This is a genomic window from Azospirillum formosense, from assembly GCF_040500525.1.
In the GTDB taxonomy this organism is placed as follows: Bacteria; Pseudomonadota; Alphaproteobacteria; order Azospirillales; family Azospirillaceae; genus Azospirillum; species Azospirillum formosense_A.
This window is the reverse complement of sequence record NZ_CP159403.1, coordinates 1,564,452-1,582,720: the sequence shown is the minus strand read 5'-3', so window position 1 is coordinate 1,582,720 and position 18,269 is coordinate 1,564,452. Positions and strand designations below refer to the sequence as shown.

The 18,269-nt window shown below is 71.1% G+C and carries 15 protein-coding genes; 11 read left to right on the top strand and 4 right to left on the bottom strand.

Annotated elements, in window-relative coordinates; genetic code table 11:
* Positions 1–16: 16 nt before the first annotated feature.
* The 6 genes from ABVN73_RS20345 to ABVN73_RS20320 all read left to right on the top strand — a co-directional run bounded on the left by ABVN73_RS20345 (position 17) and on the right by ABVN73_RS20320 (position 7,461).
* A complete protein-coding gene (locus tag ABVN73_RS20345) occupies positions 17–388 on the top strand; it encodes a hypothetical protein (RefSeq protein ID WP_353860038.1) in 372 nt (123 codons plus the stop codon).
* A gap of 137 nt (positions 389–525) precedes the next feature.
* Positions 526–2,058: a glycosyl transferase family protein gene (locus tag ABVN73_RS20340; RefSeq protein ID WP_353860037.1), complete on the top strand. Its 1,533-nt coding sequence runs from the start codon at positions 526–528 to the stop codon at positions 2,056–2,058.
* A 506-nt stretch (positions 2,059–2,564) separates the two neighbouring features.
* A complete protein-coding gene (locus tag ABVN73_RS20335) occupies positions 2,565–4,868 on the top strand; it encodes a TonB-dependent siderophore receptor (RefSeq protein ID WP_353860036.1) in 2,304 nt (767 codons plus the stop codon).
* 80 nt (positions 4,869–4,948) lie between these two features.
* On the top strand, positions 4,949–5,635 hold the full coding sequence (locus tag ABVN73_RS20330; protein WP_353860035.1) for a Fe2+-dependent dioxygenase: 687 nt from the start codon (positions 4,949–4,951) through the stop codon (positions 5,633–5,635).
* Positions 5,635–6,324: a sel1 repeat family protein gene (locus ABVN73_RS20325; RefSeq protein WP_353860034.1), complete on the top strand. Its 690-nt coding sequence runs from the start codon at positions 5,635–5,637 to the stop codon at positions 6,322–6,324. The genes ABVN73_RS20330 and ABVN73_RS20325 overlap by 1 nt, the downstream gene beginning before the upstream one ends.
* A gap of 48 nt (positions 6,325–6,372) precedes the next feature.
* Positions 6,373–7,461: an alpha-hydroxy acid oxidase gene (locus ABVN73_RS20320; protein WP_353860033.1), complete on the top strand. Its 1,089-nt coding sequence runs from the start codon at positions 6,373–6,375 to the stop codon at positions 7,459–7,461.
* Positions 7,462–7,468: 7 nt separating this feature from the next.
* Here the strand turns inward: ABVN73_RS20320 and ABVN73_RS20315 are convergent, their stop codons facing one another.
* From ABVN73_RS20315 to ABVN73_RS20300, 4 genes are read right to left on the bottom strand one after another with little or no spacing between them, the layout of a single operon-like run.
* The gene (locus ABVN73_RS20315; protein WP_353860032.1) at positions 7,469–8,227 is read right to left on the bottom strand and encodes an ABC transporter ATP-binding protein; all 759 of its coding nucleotides are present in this window, start codon (positions 8,225–8,227) and stop codon (positions 7,469–7,471) included.
* The gene (locus tag ABVN73_RS20310) at positions 8,224–9,207 is read right to left on the bottom strand and encodes an iron chelate uptake ABC transporter family permease subunit (RefSeq protein ID WP_353860031.1); all 984 of its coding nucleotides are present in this window, start codon (positions 9,205–9,207) and stop codon (positions 8,224–8,226) included. The genes ABVN73_RS20315 and ABVN73_RS20310 overlap by 4 nt, the downstream gene beginning before the upstream one ends.
* A complete protein-coding gene (locus tag ABVN73_RS20305; protein WP_353860833.1) occupies positions 9,197–10,147 on the bottom strand; it encodes an ABC transporter permease in 951 nt (316 codons plus the stop codon). Before ABVN73_RS20305 ends, ABVN73_RS20310 begins: the two co-directional genes overlap by 11 nt.
* Positions 10,148–10,183: 36 nt before the next feature.
* Positions 10,184–11,083 carry a siderophore ABC transporter substrate-binding protein gene (locus ABVN73_RS20300; protein ID WP_353860832.1) on the bottom strand — a complete coding sequence of 300 codons (900 nt, stop codon included), beginning with the start codon at positions 11,081–11,083 and terminating at the stop codon, positions 10,184–10,186.
* 304 nt (positions 11,084–11,387) lie between these two features.
* Here ABVN73_RS20300 and ABVN73_RS20295 point away from each other — a divergent pair, with 304 nt between their 5' ends.
* From ABVN73_RS20295 to ABVN73_RS20275, 5 genes are all read left to right on the top strand, one after another.
* Positions 11,388–11,987 carry a PadR family transcriptional regulator gene (locus tag ABVN73_RS20295; protein ID WP_353860831.1) on the top strand — a complete coding sequence of 200 codons (600 nt, stop codon included), beginning with the start codon at positions 11,388–11,390 and terminating at the stop codon, positions 11,985–11,987.
* A 28-nt stretch (positions 11,988–12,015) separates the two neighbouring features.
* Entirely contained in the window at positions 12,016–12,342 is a 327-nt protein-coding gene (locus ABVN73_RS20290; RefSeq protein ID WP_353860030.1) for a DUF2218 domain-containing protein, read from the top strand.
* 144 nt (positions 12,343–12,486) lie between these two features.
* Complete coding sequence (locus tag ABVN73_RS20285; protein WP_353860029.1) at positions 12,487–14,004, top strand: 5'-nucleotidase C-terminal domain-containing protein; 1,518 nt, start codon at positions 12,487–12,489, stop codon at positions 14,002–14,004.
* Positions 14,004–17,060 carry an ATP-binding protein gene (locus ABVN73_RS20280; RefSeq protein WP_353860028.1) on the top strand — a complete coding sequence of 1,019 codons (3,057 nt, stop codon included), beginning with the start codon at positions 14,004–14,006 and terminating at the stop codon, positions 17,058–17,060. The genes ABVN73_RS20285 and ABVN73_RS20280 overlap by 1 nt, the downstream gene beginning before the upstream one ends.
* Entirely contained in the window at positions 17,057–18,256 is a 1,200-nt protein-coding gene (locus ABVN73_RS20275) for a hybrid sensor histidine kinase/response regulator (protein ID WP_353860027.1), read from the top strand. The genes ABVN73_RS20280 and ABVN73_RS20275 overlap by 4 nt, the downstream gene beginning before the upstream one ends.
* The last annotated feature ends 13 nt before the right edge of the window (positions 18,257–18,269 follow it).

The following is an 18,269-nucleotide window of genomic DNA, read 5'->3' as shown; positions in this document are numbered from 1 at the left end:
AGAGGATGAGCACAGAATGACAGCGTTCAGGGTCGGGGATCAGGTGACGATCCACAACAGCCAGACCGGCCCGGAGAGGATCGCCACCGTCGACGCCTTCACCGAGGGCAACCGTTGCATGGTGCTGTCCGACGGCACCAAATGGCGGGCGGACGGGCAGCGGCAATGGCGCGTCGGCAGCGGCTACTACAAGGGGCCGGTGGTCGAGCGGACGCGCCCCGGCGACGTCGACATCGTGACCCGGCGCCGCGCCATCGGCGTGATCCGCAAGTTCGCCCAGGATCTGAACATGGAAAGCCCGCTCGACGCCGCGGCGCTGACCCGCATCGTCGAACGGATTCAGGCGGAGCAGGCCGCCGCCCCCAAGTCCGTGGAGTCCGAGGACTGAGGAACGCAAGCCTCCGGCCCCGTCCGTCGCGGGGCCGGAGGGCGGACCAGCCGTGTTGCGTTGGCATGCAAATGCGTATCATTGTCATGGTATGCAGCCGTGAACCGGCCAGGCAACCGCATTCGGGCTGAAATCACATGACGGTCAAGAGGAAGGACGCCGCGGCGCGTCCGGAACCGGAGGCGTCCGGTCAGGGCAAGGCCGCTCCCGGCATTCAGGAGGACCGGCTGTCGCGCGGCCGCCTGATCGTCGCGCTGGACGCGCTGCTGTCGAAACGCAACGTCACGCTGGCCGCCCGCGACCTCGGACTCCAGACCTCGGCGCTCAGCCGGCTCCTGGCGCAGATGCGCGAGGAGTTCGGCGATCCCCTGTTCATCCGCTCGGGCCGCGGCCTGGTACCGACCCCCTTCGCCGAAGCGCTGCGCCCGCGTGTCCAGGCGCTGGCCCGCGGGATCGATGCCCTGTTCGAGCCTCTGGCGGATGGCCCCGTGGTCGACGAGACCTTCGACCCGCGCTGGAACGTACCGACCGGCATCGCGGTGCCGCCATTGCAGGTGCGGCCCGCCGGCCTTCTGGAGGGGCAGCCGTCCCCGGCCCAGATCGACGCCAGGCTGGAGAAAATCGCGCCGGACGCCCCCGCGCAGGACCGACTGGCCCGTCACATCGGCGTGCTGGGCGTCGCCGGAGGCGGTCATGGGCGCCCGCTGACCGCCGAGGAAGCGGAAGAGGCGATGACCATCGTCCTGGAGGGCGAGGCCGATCCGGTCCAGGTCGGCGCCCTTCTCGGCATGATGCGGATGCGCGGCTCGACCGCGCCGGAGCTGGCCGGGATGGTGCGGGCGATGCGGGCGCACGTCGCCGCCGGGCTGGGACGGACGATCCAGACGGACATCGACTGGCCATGTTTCACCTCGCCCAACTACCACAACCCGCCCTGGTTCTTCCACGCGGCGCGGCTGGTCGCGCAGGCCGGCCACCGGGTGCTGCTGCACGGCGGCACGGGTTGCAGTGCGGCCTCCGGCCGGTACGAGTTCATCGCGCCCACCGTGGGCATCCCGGTCTGCACCAACGCGCGGGAGATCGCGGCGGCGCTGACGGCGCAGCGGATCGCCTACGCGCCGCTGGCCGCCCTGTCCCCGCAGATCTACCGGCTGATCGGGCTGCACCGGCTGACCCAGACCCGCTCCGCCGTGTTCGAGGCGGTGCATCTGCTGAAGCCGTCCAAGGCTAAAACGTCCCTGCTGGGGGCGGCGAAGCCGACCTACCGGGAACTGCACCGCGACGCCGCGCGCATCCTCGGCTGGAAGCACATGGCCGTGCTGGGCAGCGTGCGCGACGTCGCCCAGTTCTCGCCCTTCCGCCCCTCCTCCATCCACCGTCTGGTCAACGGCGAGGCGGAGGATCTCATCCTGCCCCCCTGCATGGAGGAGCCGCCGCCGACGCCGCGCCCGCGCGGCACCAGCCTGGAATATTGGCAGGGCGTGTGGACCGGCGCGGTGCGCGACGCGCGCGCCGAACGCATCATCATCGGCACCGCGGCCTTCGCCCTGTTCGCCCTTCCCGGAGCCACCGGGCCGGCCTTCGCCGACGCGCTGCGGCTGGCCGAGGGGCTCTGGAAGGCCCGCCTGGGGCAGACGCCACGGCCGCGCGGTGTCCGGGCTGATGCATGACGCCGTCCAGCGCAGATCCTGACCCATTTAGCTCCAGGCCGGCCCACACGCGACGGTCCTCAAGCGGTGGCCCTCAAGCGGTGGCCCTCAAGCGGTGGCCCTCACCGTCGGGCATCGGTCAGGATTACGCTCGACCCTAGGAAAGACGTTCGGACCGCAGCCGACCTGCGTATTGAGAATAATTCTTATTATCGGCGTTGCTGCTTTGCAACAGTCCGGTCCCGCCGACCCTCGCGGGGGCCTTTGAAAGCCTCTGAACAGGCGTTTTAAGTCATTGTGACGAATATGAAAAACCCGTTTTTCCAAGGCCTCTGGCGACCCGCCGGAGATCCCGTCGCGGGGCTCCACCAAACGGCATATCCCTGAAAGCGATGGGGCTGAATGACGGTGATTTTGCAATTTAGAATTATTCTGAATGATCGCCGTTGAAGGGGGCGCCTCCCCGCTTGGTAGATACCCGCCGCTGATCGGCGCATCCGCCACGACGATTTCTCGGGAGAGCCTTTATGTTGCAATCGAACGTCCCCGACCGCCTCCGACCCATCATCGCCGGCGCCGCCGCGACGGCCGGGCTGGCGATGTCCTTCTCCACCCTGGCGACGGTGGCCGAGGCGCAGACGGCCGGAACGGGGGCCGGGTCTGGCGCGGGGACCGCGCCTGGCACCGCGGCCGGTGACGCCACCGTTCTCGACCCGGTGCGGGTGGGCGCCGACCGTCCGGCCGACACCGGCAACGTGAACGCCAAGCCCACCGGCATCTCCCGCCTGCCCGACACGGTCAAGGACACGCCCCGCGTCGTTAACGTCGTTCCGGAAGAGATCATCGAGCAGCAGAAGGCCACCACGCTGGAGCAGGTTCTGCGCAACGTCCCCGGCATCACCATCTCGACCGGCGAGGGCAACGGCGGCCAGAACGGCGACCAGTTCCGCATCCGCGGCCTGACCGCCCGCGGCGACATCTACACCGACGGCTTGAAGGACTTCGGCGTCTACACCCACGACGTCTTCAACACCGAGACGGTGCAGGTCTTCAAGGGCCCGTCGGGCAACGGCTTCGGCGTCGGCAACTCCGGCGGCGTCATCAACCAGGGCACCAAGAAGGCCGGGCTGGACAAGCGCTACAAGGTCGAGCAGTCGGTCGGCTCCGGCCCCACCTACCGCACCACGGTGGACGTGAACCAGCCGATCAACGAGACGACGGCGCTGCGCATCAACGGTCTGTACCACGACCAGGACGTGGCCGACCGCGACAAGGTCGAGGCCAAGCGCAAGGGCATCGCCGCCGATCTGGGCCTGGGGCTGGGCACCCCGACGACCTGGCACCTGAACTACTCCTACCTCGACGGCGACAAGATCCCGGACATGGGCGTGCCCATGGTCCGCGGCCGTGACGGCACGTTCCGCCCGGCGCCGGAGTTCGGGCTCGACCGGTCCACGTCCTACGTCCGCAACAAGGACCGCGACGACACCGACAACCACGTCGTGACCTCGACCCTGGCCCACGAGGTCAGCAAGAACCTGTCCTTCTACAACGACAGCCGCTACAGCCATTACGAGCGCGATTTCGTCTCCACCGCCCCGGCGGCGCTCTCCGCGGCCAACAGCACGCTCTTCCTGAACGGCGGCAACCCGGTGATCGCCTACGGCGCCGGCGGCGGTCTGGCCTTCAAGCAGAAGGGCTGGGGCGTCCAGAACGTCGCGGGCGCCAAGGCGGAGGGCACCTTCCTCGGCCTCTACCACAAGGTCAACGGCGGGCTGGACCTCAGCTACCAGAAGGACGAGCGGCGCGGCGGCACCTGGGTCAACCGCACCAACACCCAGACCATCCGCAACCCCAGCCACAGCTACCCGGCCAACGCCTTCCTGACCTACCCGGCGACCGGCGTGCGGGAATCGAGCGTCGCCAACACCGGCCTGTTCGTCACCGACCGCGTGTGGCTGTTCGACCAGCTGTCGGTGCAGGGCGGCCTGCGCTGGGACTACTTCCGCAGCACCTTCCGCGCCGCCGACCCGGCGGTGGCGGGCGGCAGCGCCAGCACCCGGACGCTCAGCCCGTCGGCCAGCCTGATCTACGAGCCGACGAAGGACGCGTCGCTCTACGTCTCCTACGCGCGCTCCAACAAGCCGATCGGCGTGGACATCGCCGCCCAGCTCACCAACGGCACGGCGGAGACCCCGCGCAACGGGCGCGACTTCGATCCGGAGAAGACCGACCTGTACGAGGTCGGCGGCAAGGCCGACTTCTTCAGCGGGCGGCTGGGCGTGAACGGCGCGCTGTTCCAGATCGAGAAGAGCAACACCTACTCGGTCGATCCCGCCACCGGCACGGTCACAGACGGCTTCTCCGAGGCCGGCCTGGGCACCCGCATCCGCGGCTTCGAGGCCGGGGTCAGCGGCAAGGTGACCGAGGGCTGGAGCGTCTACGCCAGCTACGCCTACCTCGACGGCGAGATCAGGGAGTCGCGGACCAACGCGGCGGTCGTCGGCAACGAGGCCCCGAACGTGCCGAAGCACAACGCCAGCCTGTGGTCGACCTACGAGTTCGCCCCCGGCGTCGTGCCCGGCAAGGTCATGGTCGGCGGCGGCATCCAGTACGCCTCGGAATACTGGGCCGACAGCGCCAACACGGGCCGCGTGCCGGAGACGGTCTCGCTGGACAGCGTGGTGTCCTACGAGATCAACAACCTGTCCCTGGCGCTCAACGCCTACAACCTGACCGACCACCGCAACTACGCCTCGGCCTTCAACGCCTCGCGCGCGGTGCCGGCCTCGGGCCGCACCTTCATGCTGACCGCCGGCGTCACCTTCTGATCCCGGCCGGGCCGGACCGCGTTCCCGGACCATCCTCCGGGGGCCGGTCCGGCCTCTTTTCATTCAAAGGAACCTTCGCCGTGCTTCTGCAAATCCCCGACGTTCTGACCGCCGACGAGGTCGCCCACTGCCGCGCGGTGCTGGAGGCGTCGCCCTGGGTCGACGGCCGCGTCACCGCGGGCTCCCAGGCGGTGCTGGCCAAGAACAACCTGCAGATTCCGGAGGAGAGCGACACCGCCCGCGAACTGGGCGTAGTCATCCTGAAGGCGCTGGGCCGCAACCCGGCCTTCAACTCCGCGGCCCTGCCGCTGCGCGTCCTGCCGCCCATGTTCAACCGCTACGACCTGGACATGACCTACGGCAACCATGTGGACAACGCCATCCGGGCCATTCCGGGCACCGGCGGCATGCGCCTGCGGGCCGACGTCTCCACCACGATCTTCCTCAGCGATCCCGGCGAGTATGACGGCGGCGATCTCGTCGTCGAGGACACCTACGGCACCAAGGGCGTGAAGCTGCCGGCGGGGCACGCGGTGGTCTACCCGTCCAGCAGCCTGCACCGGGTGACCCCGGTGACGCGAGGCTCGCGCTGGGCGTCCTTCCTCTTCACGCAGTCGCTGGTCAAGGACGACGGGCTGCGGGCGATGCTCTACGACCTCGACGTCGCGATCATCGACCTGCGCCGGGAGCTGGGCGACCAGCACCCGTCCGTGCTGGCCCTGGTCAACCACTACCACAACCTTCTGCGGCGCTGGGCGGAGGTGTGATGGCCCAAGCCATGGGGGACGGCGCAGCCGCCGCCCGTTCGACGGGCGGGCCGGACATCATCGACGTGCAGCTCGCCCTGGGGCAGCAATGCCTCGACCGCGGCGGGGCCGAGCGGGCGCGGGCGGTGGAGTGGTTCCGCATCGCCGCCCGCAGCGGCGACGCCCGCGCCGTCAACATGCTGGGCCGCTGCCACGAGCACGGTTGGGGCGTGCCCGCCGATCCCGTCCAGGCCGCCGCTTACTACCGCCGGGCCGCCGAGCTGGGCGATGCGTGGGCGCTGTTCAATCTGGCCGACCTGCATTGCCGGGGCCTGGGCGTTGCGGCGGACGACGCCGAGGCCTACCGCCTCTACGCCGCCGCCGCCCGCCGCGGCAACGTGAAGGCGCTGAACATGCTGGGCCTGTTCCACGAGGCCGGGCGCGCGGTGGCGGAGGACGGGGCGGGTGCCCGCCGGCTCTTCCAGGCCGCCGCGGAGGGCGGGGATTGCTGGGGCCGTTTCAACCACGCCCGGCTGCTGCTCCAGGACGGGCGGGTGGAGGAGGCGCTGGCGTGGTTCGCGCGGGCGCTGGAAACCGGCTTTCCCGACTTTTACCGCGGCATGGCCGCCGCCCTGGCCGGCCAGCCCGACCCGCGGCTGAGGGCGCTGGCGCAAAGGGCGGGCGAGCTGGCGGAGAGCCGTTCTTCATAGCCCTCTCCCCCCGGAGGGGAGAGGGGATCTTGATTGAGGACCCCAGCGATGAGCATTCCCGCCGACACCGTCTCGCTCTCCGACTACGAGCGCCACTTCACCGCCCGCGTCGACGCGGCGACCCGCGCCTACATCGCGGGGACCGGAGCGGACGGCATCACCCGGCAGGCCAACCGCGACGCCTACGACCGGATGCGCCTGATGCCGCGGGCGCTGCGCGACCTGTCGGGGGCCAGCGCGGCGGCGACCCTGTTCGGGCAGGCGATGCCCTATCCCATCCTGATCGCGCCCATGGCCTTACACCGGCTGGTCCACCGCGACGGGGAGCGGGCGACCGCGCAGGCGGCGGGCCTCACCGGCACCTGGATGACCGTCAGCACCCAGTCCAGCGTGACGCTGGAGGAGGTCGCGGCGGCGGCCGGCGGACCGCTGTGGTTCCAGCTCTACACCCAGCCGCGCCCGGAGGACACGCTCACCCTGGTGCGGCGGGCGGAGGCCGCGGGCTACCGCGCGCTGGTGCTGACGGTGGACGCGCCGGTCAGCGGTCTGCGCAACATCGAGCAGCGCGCCGGTTTCCGCCTGCCGGACGGCATCGCGCCGGTCAATCTGGCCGGGCTGGCGCCGGACCCTTTCACCCCGTCGCGCCCCGGCAGCCCGGTCTTCCAGGGCATGCTGCACGCCGCCGCCACCTGGGACACGGTGCGCCGGCTGTGCGCCGAGACGCGGCTGCCGGTGCTGCTGAAGGGGATCATGAACCCCGACGACGTGGACCCCGCCATCGAGGCCGGGGCGGCGGGAATCATCGTGTCGAACCATGGCGGGCGGACGCTCGACACGCTGCCCGCCGTGGCCGAGGTGCTGCCGCTGGTCGCCGCCCGCGCGGCGGGCCGCCTGCCCATCCTGGCGGATGGCGGCATCCGGCGCGGCACCGACGTCCTGAAGGCCCTGGCGCTGGGCGCCGACGCGGTGCTGGTGGGCCAGCCGGTGCTGCACGCCCTGGCGGTCGGCGGCATGGCGGGGGTGGCCCACATGCTGACCATCCTGCAGACCGAGCTGGAGGTCGCCATGGCGCTGAGCGGACGGGCGCGGCTGGCCGAGATCGACCGTTCGGTGATCTTCGACCCGCCGCGCTTTTGAAAAGACCTTACTGGTAGTACAGCGCGATGCGCTGGCCGGCGTTCTCCATCACCTGGGCCTCGACGCCGTAGACGTCGCGGATGACCTCCGGGGTGATGATCTCCTCCGGCGGTCCCTGGTGCACGACCCGGCCGTCGCGCATCGCGACGATGCGGTCGGAGTAGCAGGAGGCGAAGTTGATGTCGTGCAGCACCAGCACGATGGTCTTGCCGAACTCGTCCGCGGTGCGGCGGAACAGCTTCATCATCGCCACGGCGTGCTTGACGTCGAGGTTGTTCAGCGGCTCGTCCAGCAGGATGTATTCGGTGTCCTGGCACAGCACCATGGCGATGAAGGCGCGCTGGCGCTGGCCGCCCGACAGCTCGTCCAGGAAGCGGCCGGCCAGCGGCTCCAGGTCTAGATAGCGCAGCGCGTTGCGGATGTGCCCGCGGTCCTCGTCGGTCAGGCGGCCCTTGCTGTGCGGGTAGCGGCCGAAGGCGACGAGGTCCTCCACCGTCAGGCGGGACATGATCTGGTTGTCCTGGCGCAGGATGGACAGGCGGCGGGCCAGCACCTCGCCCGGCGTGGCGGTCACGTCCAGCCCGTCGATTTCCACCGTGCCCGAGGACATCGGCAGCAGGCGGCTGATGATCGACAGCAGCGTCGACTTGCCCGCCCCGTTCGCCCCGATCAGCGAGATCACCCCGCCCGCCGGCAGGGACAGGGACACCCCGTTGACGACGACGGCGCCGTTGTAGCGCTTCGTGATGTTCTTGACGTCGATCATCGGGCCGAACCCCGCACCAGGATGAACAGGAAGGCGAGACCGCCCACGAACTCGATGACGATGCTGAGCGCGGCGTTGTAGCCGAACACCCGCTCCAGCACGAGCTGGCCGGCGACCAGCGTCAGCACGGCGAGCAGCACCGCGGCCGGCAGGATCAGCGCGTGCCGGTGCGAGCGGATCACCAGATAGGCGAGGTTGGCGACCAGCAGCCCAAAGAAGGTCACCGGCCCGACCAGCGCCGTGGACACCGACACCAGGATCGAGACCATCACCAGCACACCCATCACCGCGCGCCGGTGGTCCACGCCGAGGTTGATCGCGGCGTCGCGCCCCAGCGCCAGCACGTCGTAGGTGCGCATCCACCGCCAGCCGGCCAGGGACACCGCCAGCACGACCAGCGCCGAGACGGCCAGAAGCTCGACGTCCACCCGGTTGAAGTTGGCGAACAGCCGGTCCTGCACGGTCAGGAAGGCGTTGGGGTCGATGACGCGCTGGAGGAAGTTGGTCACGCTGCGGAACAGCACGCCGAACACGATGCCGACGAGAAGCAGCAGATGGAGGCTGCGCCGGTTGTCGCCCCGTCCCGCCCCGTTGAACAGCCACCAGTAGAGCAGGCCGGAGAAGACGACCATCGACGCCACCTCCACGCCGAAGCGCAGGCGGGGGTCGAGCGACGCCACCAGCCCGCTGCCGAACTGGAAGACCAGCGCCGTCTGGATCAGCCGGAAGAGATGGTCGAAGCCCATCACCGACGGGGTGAGGATGCGGTTGTTGGTGATCGTCTGGAACAGGACGGTCGACACGGCGACGGCGTAGCCGACCAGCACCATCGCCGCGACCTTGGTGCCGCGGAAGGCCAGGATGAAGTCCCACTTGCCCCGCGCGCCCAGCGTCATGAACAGGGCGATCGACAGCAGGGTCAGCGCCGACAGGCCGCCCAGGACGACCATCGGCGAGAGGACGCGGCGGTCAGCCGGCATGGCCGCTCCTCCGCAGCAGGAGATAGAGGAACAGGGCGCTGCCGATCACCCCCATCATCGTCCCGATCGGGATCTCGTAGGGGTGGATGACCAGCCGCCCGGCGATGTCGCAGGCCAGCACCAGCCCGGCCCCCATCAGCGCGACCCAGGGCAGGGACCCGCGCATGTTGTCGCCGCGGACGAGGCTGACGACGTTGGGGACGATCAGCCCCAGGAAGGGGATCATGCCGCAGGTCGCGATCACCGCCGCGGTGGTCATCGACACGATGACCAGCCCCAGCGCCATCACCTTGCGGTGGTCGATGCCCAGGTTGGTGGCGACGTCCCGCCCCATCCCGGCGACGGTGAAGCGGTCGGCCGCCAGATAGGCGACGACGGTCAGGGCGGCGCTCAGCCACAGCAGCTCGTAGCGGCCGAGCAGGATGGCGGAGAAGTCCCCCATCTCCCAGCCGCGCACCGACTGGATCAGGTCCCGGCGGTAGGCGATGAAGTCGGTCATCGCCGTGATGACCCCGCCCAGCATGATGCCGACCAGCGGCACGACCAGCGGCGAGCGCAGCGGCACCTGCCGCAGGATCGCCAGGAACAGCCCCGTCCCGGCCAGAGCGCACAGGCTGGCGACGGCCATCCGTCCGAGCACCGGCATCTCCGGGGCCAACAGCGAGACCATCATCATGCCGAAGATGGCCGACTCCGCGGTCCCGGCGGTGGAGGGCTCCACGAAGCGGTTGCGCACCAGCATCTGCAGGAGCAGCCCCGACACCGCCATGGCGGCGCCGGCCAGGATCAGCGCCAGCGTCCGGGGCAGGCGGCTGACCAGCAGGACCTGCGCGGCCTGCCCCGGAGCGTCGCCGAACAGAGTCGCGAGGCCGACGTCGCTGGCGCCGACGAACAGGCTCCAGATGGCCAGCAGGCCGATGCCCAGCGTGGCCAGCGGCACTGTGGCCCGTGCGGCGAGCGGGAGGGGCTTCACGGGTCAGGACTTCCTGGACAGCGCCGCCAGGAGATTGTCCACGTCCTGCTGGAGCGCCTGCAGCCCGCCGCCGACGAGGTACCAGTTGCCGCCGTCCAGATAGACGACCTGGTTCTTCCGCCAGGCGGTGGTGCGGCGGACGATGTCGTTGTCGAGGAACCGTCGGGCCGGGGTGCCGTCCTGCCCGATGGCGGCGTCGCGGTCGATCACGAACAGCCAGTCCGGGTTGGTCTCCAGGATGAATTCGAAGGAGATGGCCTGCCCGTGGTTGGCGACCTTCAGGTCGGGGGCGGCCGGCTGGACGCCGAATTCCGAGTGCAGGATGCCGAAGCGCGATCCCGGCCCGTAGGCGCTCATCTTGCCGCCGGTGGTCAGGATCAGCAGGCCCTTGCCGGCGTTGCCCGCCACCGCCTTCAGCTCGGCGATGGAGGCGCGCAGCCGGTCCACCTTCTGCTTGACCAGCGCGGTCTTGCCGAAGACGCGGCCCAGCGTCTCGGCGTTGGCGATGGCGCTGTTCAGGAAGTCGTTCTGGTCGGTCGTCATGTCGAGCGTCGGCGCGATGCGCGACAGCTCGGCGTATTTCGGGGCGGAGCGGCCCCCGGCGATGATCAGGCCGGGCTCGGCGGCGTTCACCGCCTCGTAGTCCGGCTCGAACAGCGTGCCGATCTTCGCGTAGGACGGCCCGTCATACTTGGCGAGATGCTTCGGCTTCAGCCCGGTGGGCACCCCGGCGATCGCGACGCCCAGCGCGTCCAGCGTGTCCAGTGAGGTCATGTCGAAGACCAGGACGGGGTCGAGCTTGGCGGGAAGCCGGGTCTCGCCCTGCGCGTGCCGCACCGTCATGTCCTGGGCGTAACCTGGGATGGGCGCCAGGGCGGCCAGGCCGACCACGGCGGCGGTCATGGCGAGGGCGTGGCGTCGGGTCAGCTTCATCCTTGAATCTCCTTCAACTTCGCCGGGACGGCCTATGCCGGAAGGGCGGGCGCACTGTGGTCCGGATTGCCGCGGATCGTCAATGCGAATCGCTCGCATTCGCAGTATGCTTCCCGGGCGTGGCTCGGGATTGCTGCGGTTCCTCTTCTGGGAGGGGCGAAGAGTTTAGCGTCCTGGGCTCTTGTTTCCCGATAGATCACGATATATCTTAGATCGATCGAAACACAGTGGGGCCACCGTCATGAGGTTTTTCCCGACTCCCTTCTGCGGCCGGATGCGCCGCCATCATCCCGGCCCGCGCGGCGATGGGCCCCATGGCGGCCCTCATGGTGAAGGTCCCCGTCATGGCGCCGGCCGTCACGCCGCGGAGGGCGGCTGGGGCCACGAGCGCCGCGGCGGCCGCGGCGGCCGCCGCGGCGTCTTCGAGGCGTCGGAACTGCGGCTGGTCCTTCTGAAGCTGATCGCCGACGAGCCGCGGCACGGCTACGACCTGATCCGCGCCGTCGAGGAGCTGACCGGCGGCGGCTATGTGCCGAGCCCCGGCGTGATCTACCCGACCCTGTCGCTGCTGGAGGAGATGGGCCACATCGCCAAGGCCGACGCCGAGGGCGCGCGCAAGCCCTTCGCCGTGACCCCGGACGGCACCGCCCAGCTCGCCCAGGACGCGGACACCGTCGCGGCGCTGTTCACCCGCCTCGCCGCCCTGGCGACCCGGCGCGAGCACACCGACGGCGCCCCGATCCGCCGCGCCATGGAGAATCTGAAGGCCGTGCTGATGCACCGGCTGGGGCGCGAGGGCGTCGATGCGGACACGGTGCACGCCGCCGTCTCGATCATCGACGAGGCGGCCCAGCGCATCGAACGTCTTCCCTGAGTCACCGTTGCCAGACAGAAGGATCATCATGAGACACGCCAGCAGCGTCCGCGTCCCGACCCCGAACGGCAGCCGCTATCTCCAGCAGCTCTGCAAGCACTGGGCGCACAATCTGACGGTGGAGTACACGCCGGAGGCGGGGAGCGTCGTCTTTCCGCGCGACGCCCGCGGCGCCGATTGGCCGGGCGACGCCACCCTGACGCTCCAGGCCCGGCCGGACGCGCTGGACTGCCGGCTGGACGCCAGTTCCGCCGAGCATCTGACCGCCCTCAAGGGCGCGCTGGAGCGCCACCTCGACCGCTTCGCCTTCCGCGAGGTTCCGCTGGCCTACCCCTGGCAGGACGAGGCGGCCTGATCCGGCCGGTCCCCATGTCCCTGTTGCGATCGGGGATTTTGTCACCGGAATGTTCCCCGGCATGCGAGGATATGCCTTGAACTCCCCCGCCGGAATACGGGAAGAACCATCCTGAAGGAACAGGGATGGCAGGAGGGGGCGACCATGCCGAATCGCGGCAGTGGTGGGGTGGGGTGTTTTTCCGGCTGGCGTGCCGTCCTGGCCGCCTGCGCCGTCGCGGCCCTCGGCGCCGTCGCGCCGGCCGCGTCGGCGGCGGAGCTGTCGATCGTCTTCACCTCGACGATGGCCGACATCGAGCCGGTGGAGGGCGAGGGCGGGCTCGCCAACCTCGCCACGCTGCTGCGCGCCAAGCGGGGGGAGGGCAACACCCTGTTCCTGCACGGCGGCGCGTCGCTGACCGCGGGCGTCCTGTCGACCTTCGATCGCGGCGCCCACATGATCGACCTGCTGAACGAGCTGCAGCCCGACCTGATGGCGGTGACCAAGCGCGACCTCGGCTTCGGCAAGGACGAGCTGACCCTGCGCAGCTACGAGGCGCGCTTCCCCTTCGTCAGCGCCACCACCATCGACCGCAACACCGGCAAGGTGATGGAGGGGCTGGAGCCGTCGGCTCTGCTCGACACGCCGGTGGGAAAGATCGGCGTGGTGTCGGCGATCTCGCCCGAACTGACCGTCCAGTACATCGTGCCGGACATCGAGGTGCGCCCACCCGCCACGATCGCCGCGGAGGCCCGCGCGCTGCGCGCCCAAGGCGCGAACTATGTGGTCGCCATCCTGGACAACGCCCCGGAGGCGGTGGAGGCGCTGCGCGGCGAGCCCGCCATCGACGCGCTGCTCCAGCTCTCCGCCACCGGCAAGGACGTGCTGGAGGCCGACAAGGGAAAAGTCTTCGGCGTCCACGTCAACGTGAAGGGGTCGGCCTTCGTCCTGCGGCTGGACGGCGACGGCAAGGCGCCGCCCGCGCTGGCCGGGGCCGACATCGTGCCGCTGGCCGGGCTGCCGCCGGACCCGGCGATGGAAAAGCGGGTCGGCGTCTATCTGGCCCGGCTGTCGGAGCTGCTGGACATCAACATCGGGACGACGGCGACCCCGCTCGACACCCGCCGCGCCGCCGTGCGCACCGGCGAGAACGCCTTCGCCTCGCTGATCGCCGACGCCATGCGCGGCCACTTCAACACCGACGTGGCCTTCATCAACGGCGGCAACATCCGCGGCAACCGCCAGTACGAGGCGGGGACCGTGCTGACCCGCCGCGACATCCAGCGCGAACTGCCCTTCCGCGACACCATCATCGCCGTCCCGCTGACCGGCAAGGCCCTGCGCGAGGCGCTGGAGGTCAGCGCCGCCGGGGTGGACAACCAGAAGGGCAGCTTCCTCCACCCGTCCAACATGGCGGTGGTCTACGACCTGACGCAGCCGGCGGGCAGCCGCGTCGTCTCCGTCACGGTGGGCGGCAAGCCGCTCGACCCGGACGCCAGCTACTCGGTGGCCCTGCCCAACTATCTGGCCCAGGGCGGCGACGGCTACGGCATGCTGAAGTCGCCGGTCGCCTCCTCCTCCTCGGGAGCCGGCGGGAAGCTGCTGTGGGAGATCATGGCCCAGCACCTGACCGACCGGGGAACGGTGTCGCCCCGCATCGACGGCCGCATCACCGCGCGTTGATGACGACGGAGCCCGCCCCGACCGCGCCGGTCCAGCGCGCCCCCTTCCGGGGCGGCGTCGGGCGGCGCGTCGGGCTGGGGCTGCTGGTCATGGTGGGCGTGCTGCTTGGCGTGTCGGGTGCGGCGCTCTACGACCTCGCGCAGTTCCGGCACGCCCTGTCGGACCTGTCCAACGGGGCGCTGCCGCGCATCACCACCGGGGCGGTGCTGAACGGCGGCCTGCAGCAGGTGCTGTCGCAGGCGACCCGGCTGGGCGGCGCGGCCAGCCACCCCGAGCGGCGGGTCACCCTGGCCGAGCTGACCGCCAACCTGACCGCGGTCACGCAGTCGGCCCAGGCCCTGTCGGACATCGAGGGCGGCGCGACGCTGGCCGGGGTGCTGGGGACGCTCGTCCCGACGGTGGCGGACCTCGACCGGCTGGTGGCCGAGCGCATCGACGCGGCGGCGCGCAGCGACGACGCGCTGGACGAGACCCGCCGCCTGTCGGCGGAGGCCGGCGCGCTGGTCGCCGCCGTGCTGCCGACGCTGCCGCCGGACCGGCTGGGGCCGCTGACCGCCTGGACCAACACCGTCAACCGCGTGCTGAACGAGAGCACCCACGCCGGCAACAGCCGGTTCCAGCGCGAGATCGCGCGCGCCCAGAAGGATGCAGCGGCGGCGCTGTCGGCCCTGCCGGCACTCCACGCCGGGCTGCCGCCGGAGCAGGCGGAGCGCTTCGCCGCCCTGCACCGGCGGCTGGAGGTGGCGCTGCTCGGCCCCACCGGCCTGCTGCCCAGCCTGATGGAGCGGCAGGCGGCCATCGCCCGCAGCAAGGCGCTGACCAACCAGGTGCTGGTGATGGTCGAGGAGGTCGTGAAGATCGCCCACGCGCTGTTCGAACGGATCAACGCGGCGGCGGCGGACGAGGCGGACGGCCTGTCCGAGCTGGCGGCGACGCAGAACCGCATCCTGATCGGGCTGGGCGCGCTGGGCTTCCTGGTGGCGCTCGGCGTGTATCTGTACCTGCGCCGCTTCCTGACCCTGCGTCTGGTCCGGCTGAACGACGCCGTGCTCGACCGGGTCGAGGGGCGGGAGACGCCGCTGCCCGACGGCGGCAGCGACGAGATCGCCACCATCTCCCGCTCGATCCGCCACTTCCTCGACGAGATCGCGCGCCGCCAGCAGCAGGTGGAGGAGGCCCGCCACCGCGCCGAGGAGGCGTCGCGCGCCAAGGGCGATTTCCTGGCCAACATGAGCCACGAGATCCGCACGCCGATGAACGCCATCCTCGGCCTCAGCCACCTCGCCCTGCGCGCCGGGCCGCCGCCGCGCCAGCGCGGCTACCTGACCCGCATCCGCGCCTCGGCCACCGCGCTGCTCGGCATCATCAACGACATCCTCGACGTCTCGAAGATCGAGGCGGGCATGCTGACTCTGGAGCGTGTGCCCTTCGACCTGTCCGCCGTGCTCGACATGGTGGCCGGCACCGCCGCCCTGTCCGCCGAGGAGAAGGGGCTGGCCTTGCGGCTGGAGGTCGCCCCGGACGTGCCCACCGCCCTGCTGGGCGACCCGCTGCGGCTGGGGCAGGTGCTCCTCAACCTCGTCAACAACGCGGTGAAATTCACCGAGAGCGGCAGCGTGGTCCTCGGCGTGACCGTCGCGGAGCGGAAGGCGGGTGAGGGTGAGACCGAACTGCGCTTCGCCGTGCGCGACACCGGCATCGGCATGACGGCGGAGCAGGTGGCCCGCCTGTTCCAGCCCTTCGCCCAGGCCGACAGCTCGACCACCCGGCGCTACGGCGGGACCGGGCTGGGGCTGGCGATCAGCCGGCGGCTGGCCGTCATGATGGGCGGCGGCATCGCCGTGGACAGCGCGCCCGGCCTGGGCAGCACCTTCCGCTTCACGGTCACGGTCGGCGTGCAGGACGGCGCCGCGGCGACACCGCCCGCCCTGGCCGATCCGAGTCTTGCCGGCTTGCAGGTGGACGAGCCGCTGCGCGGCTTGCGCGTGCTGGTCGCCGACGACAACGCCGTGAACCGGCTGGTCGCGCGCGAGCTGCTGGAGGACGCCGGGCTGGCCGTCACCGCGGTGGGCAGCGGCGGCGAGGCGGTGCGGCTGGCGCTGGAGCCGGGGGCGGGCTACGCCGCGCTGCTCACCGACGTCCAGATGCCCGATATGGACGGATACGCGGTGGCGCGGGCGATCCGCCGCCGGTGCGGTCCCGACCGCCTGCCGATCATCGCCATGACCGCCCACGCCCTGGAGGAGGAGCGGCGGCGCTGCCTGGACGCGGGCATGGACGACCACATCGCCAAGCCGGTGGAACCGCACCGCCTCGTCGCCCTGCTGAACCGCCGGCTGAAGCCGGTCGGGCGGCGGGAGGCTCCGCCGGCCGCCAAGGCCCTGGAGACGGCCGACAGGGGTCCCGAGATCCTTCCCGACTCGCTGGAGGGGTTCGACCTCGCCCCGGCGCTGGCGCGGATGAACGGGAGGGCGCGCACGCTGCGCCGGGCGATCCTGGATTTCCTCGACCGCTACGGCGATGCGCCGGTCCGGCTGGAGCATTTGCGCAGCGCGGGGGACGGGCCGGCTCTGGAACGCTTCGCCCATGGGCTGCGCGGCAGCGCCGGAACGGTCGGCGCGATGGATGCCAGCGCGGCCGCCGCGGCGCTGGAGCTGGCGGGGCGCGAGGGGCGGTGGGACGCGGTGCCGGGGCTCGTTGGCGACCTGTCCGCCGCCCTCGGCCCCGCGCTGGCTTCTGCGGAAACGCTGCGCAGCGTGGAGATGCCCGTGGCGGTCCCCATGGAGCGGGCGCCGGACATTCCGGTGGTTCCTCTCGTCGGGGAGGAGCTGGAGGAGGCGTTGCGCGCGCTGGAGGAGGCGTTGCGCAGCGGCAGCCTGTCGGCGGCGGCGCGCTTCGCCGCCCTGCGCGGCCTGTTGGCCGGGCGCGGCCATGACGAGGCGGTGGACAAAGTGGGGCGGGCGGTGGAAGCGTTGGATTTCGCCGCCGCACGCGCGGCGCTGGAGCGGCTGTCCGCCGCATGGACCAGGGAACGGGACCGGGAGACGACGCCGTGAGCGGTGGTCACATACTGATCGTCGATGACGACACGGCCAACATCCGGGCGCTCGCCAGCGTGCTGGAGGACCGGCACGAGGTGCGCTTCGCGACCTCCGGCCGCCGCGCGCTGGAGCTGGCCTCCGCCGACCCGCCGGAGCTGGTGCTGCTCGACGTGATGATGCCGGGTCTCGACGGCTACGCGGTGTGCCGGCTGCTGAAGACCGACCCGGCCACCGCCGACGTCCCGGTGATCTTCATCACCTCGCTGTCCAGCTCGGAGGAGGAAGCCTTCGGGCTGGAGACCGGGGCCGTCGATTACGTGACCAAGCCCTTCAGCCCGGCCATCGTGCGCGCCCGCGTCGCCACCCACCTGTCGCTGCGCCGGGCCAACCGCAGCCTGAAGGACGAGAACGAGCATCTGGAGGCGCTGGTCCGCGAGCGCACGCGCAAGCTGGCCCAGGCCCAGCGCGAGAAGATGGCGGCGCTGCGCCAGATGGTCGCCGGCGTGGCCCACGAGATCAACACGCCCATCGGCGTGGCGCTGGGCAGCGCGTCCCACCTCGGCGACCGGGTCGCCGCGATGACGGAGCGGCTGGCCGCCAACCAGCTCCGCCGCGCCGAGCTGGAGCGCTTCCTGGCGAGCGCCGGGGAGCTGGCCGCCCTGCTGTCCGGCACCATCGCCCGCGCCGGGGAGATCGTGCGCTGCTTCAAGGGGGTGGCGGCGGACCATGGCGGGCTGCGCCAGACCATCGCGCTGAGGGCCTTCCTGGAGCAGGTGACGGAGAGCCTGCGCCCGCAATGGGAGCCCCTGGGGCACCGCATGGCGGTGGATTGCGCCCCCGACCTGCGCATGGTCAGCAACCCGGCGATCCTGTCCGCGATTCTGGAGCAGCTCGTCCGCAACGCGCTGGAGCACGCCTTTCCGGCGGGACGGCACGGGCTGGTGACGGTCGGGGCCGCGGCGTCGGGGCCGGAGACGGTCCTGCTGACCGTTGCCGACGACGGCGCCGGCATCGCGGAGGGGGCCGCCGGGCGCATCCTGGAGCCCTTTTTCACCACCCGCCGCGGCACCGGTTCGGTCGGGCTCGGCCTGAACATCGTGGACAATCTGGCGTCGGACCGGCTGGGTGGGACCTTCACCATCGCCTCGCGCAGCGGGGGCGGCACCCTGGCGACGCTGCACCTGCCGGCCCGCACCCCGCCGGATTTGTAGGCGAAATCTGCCC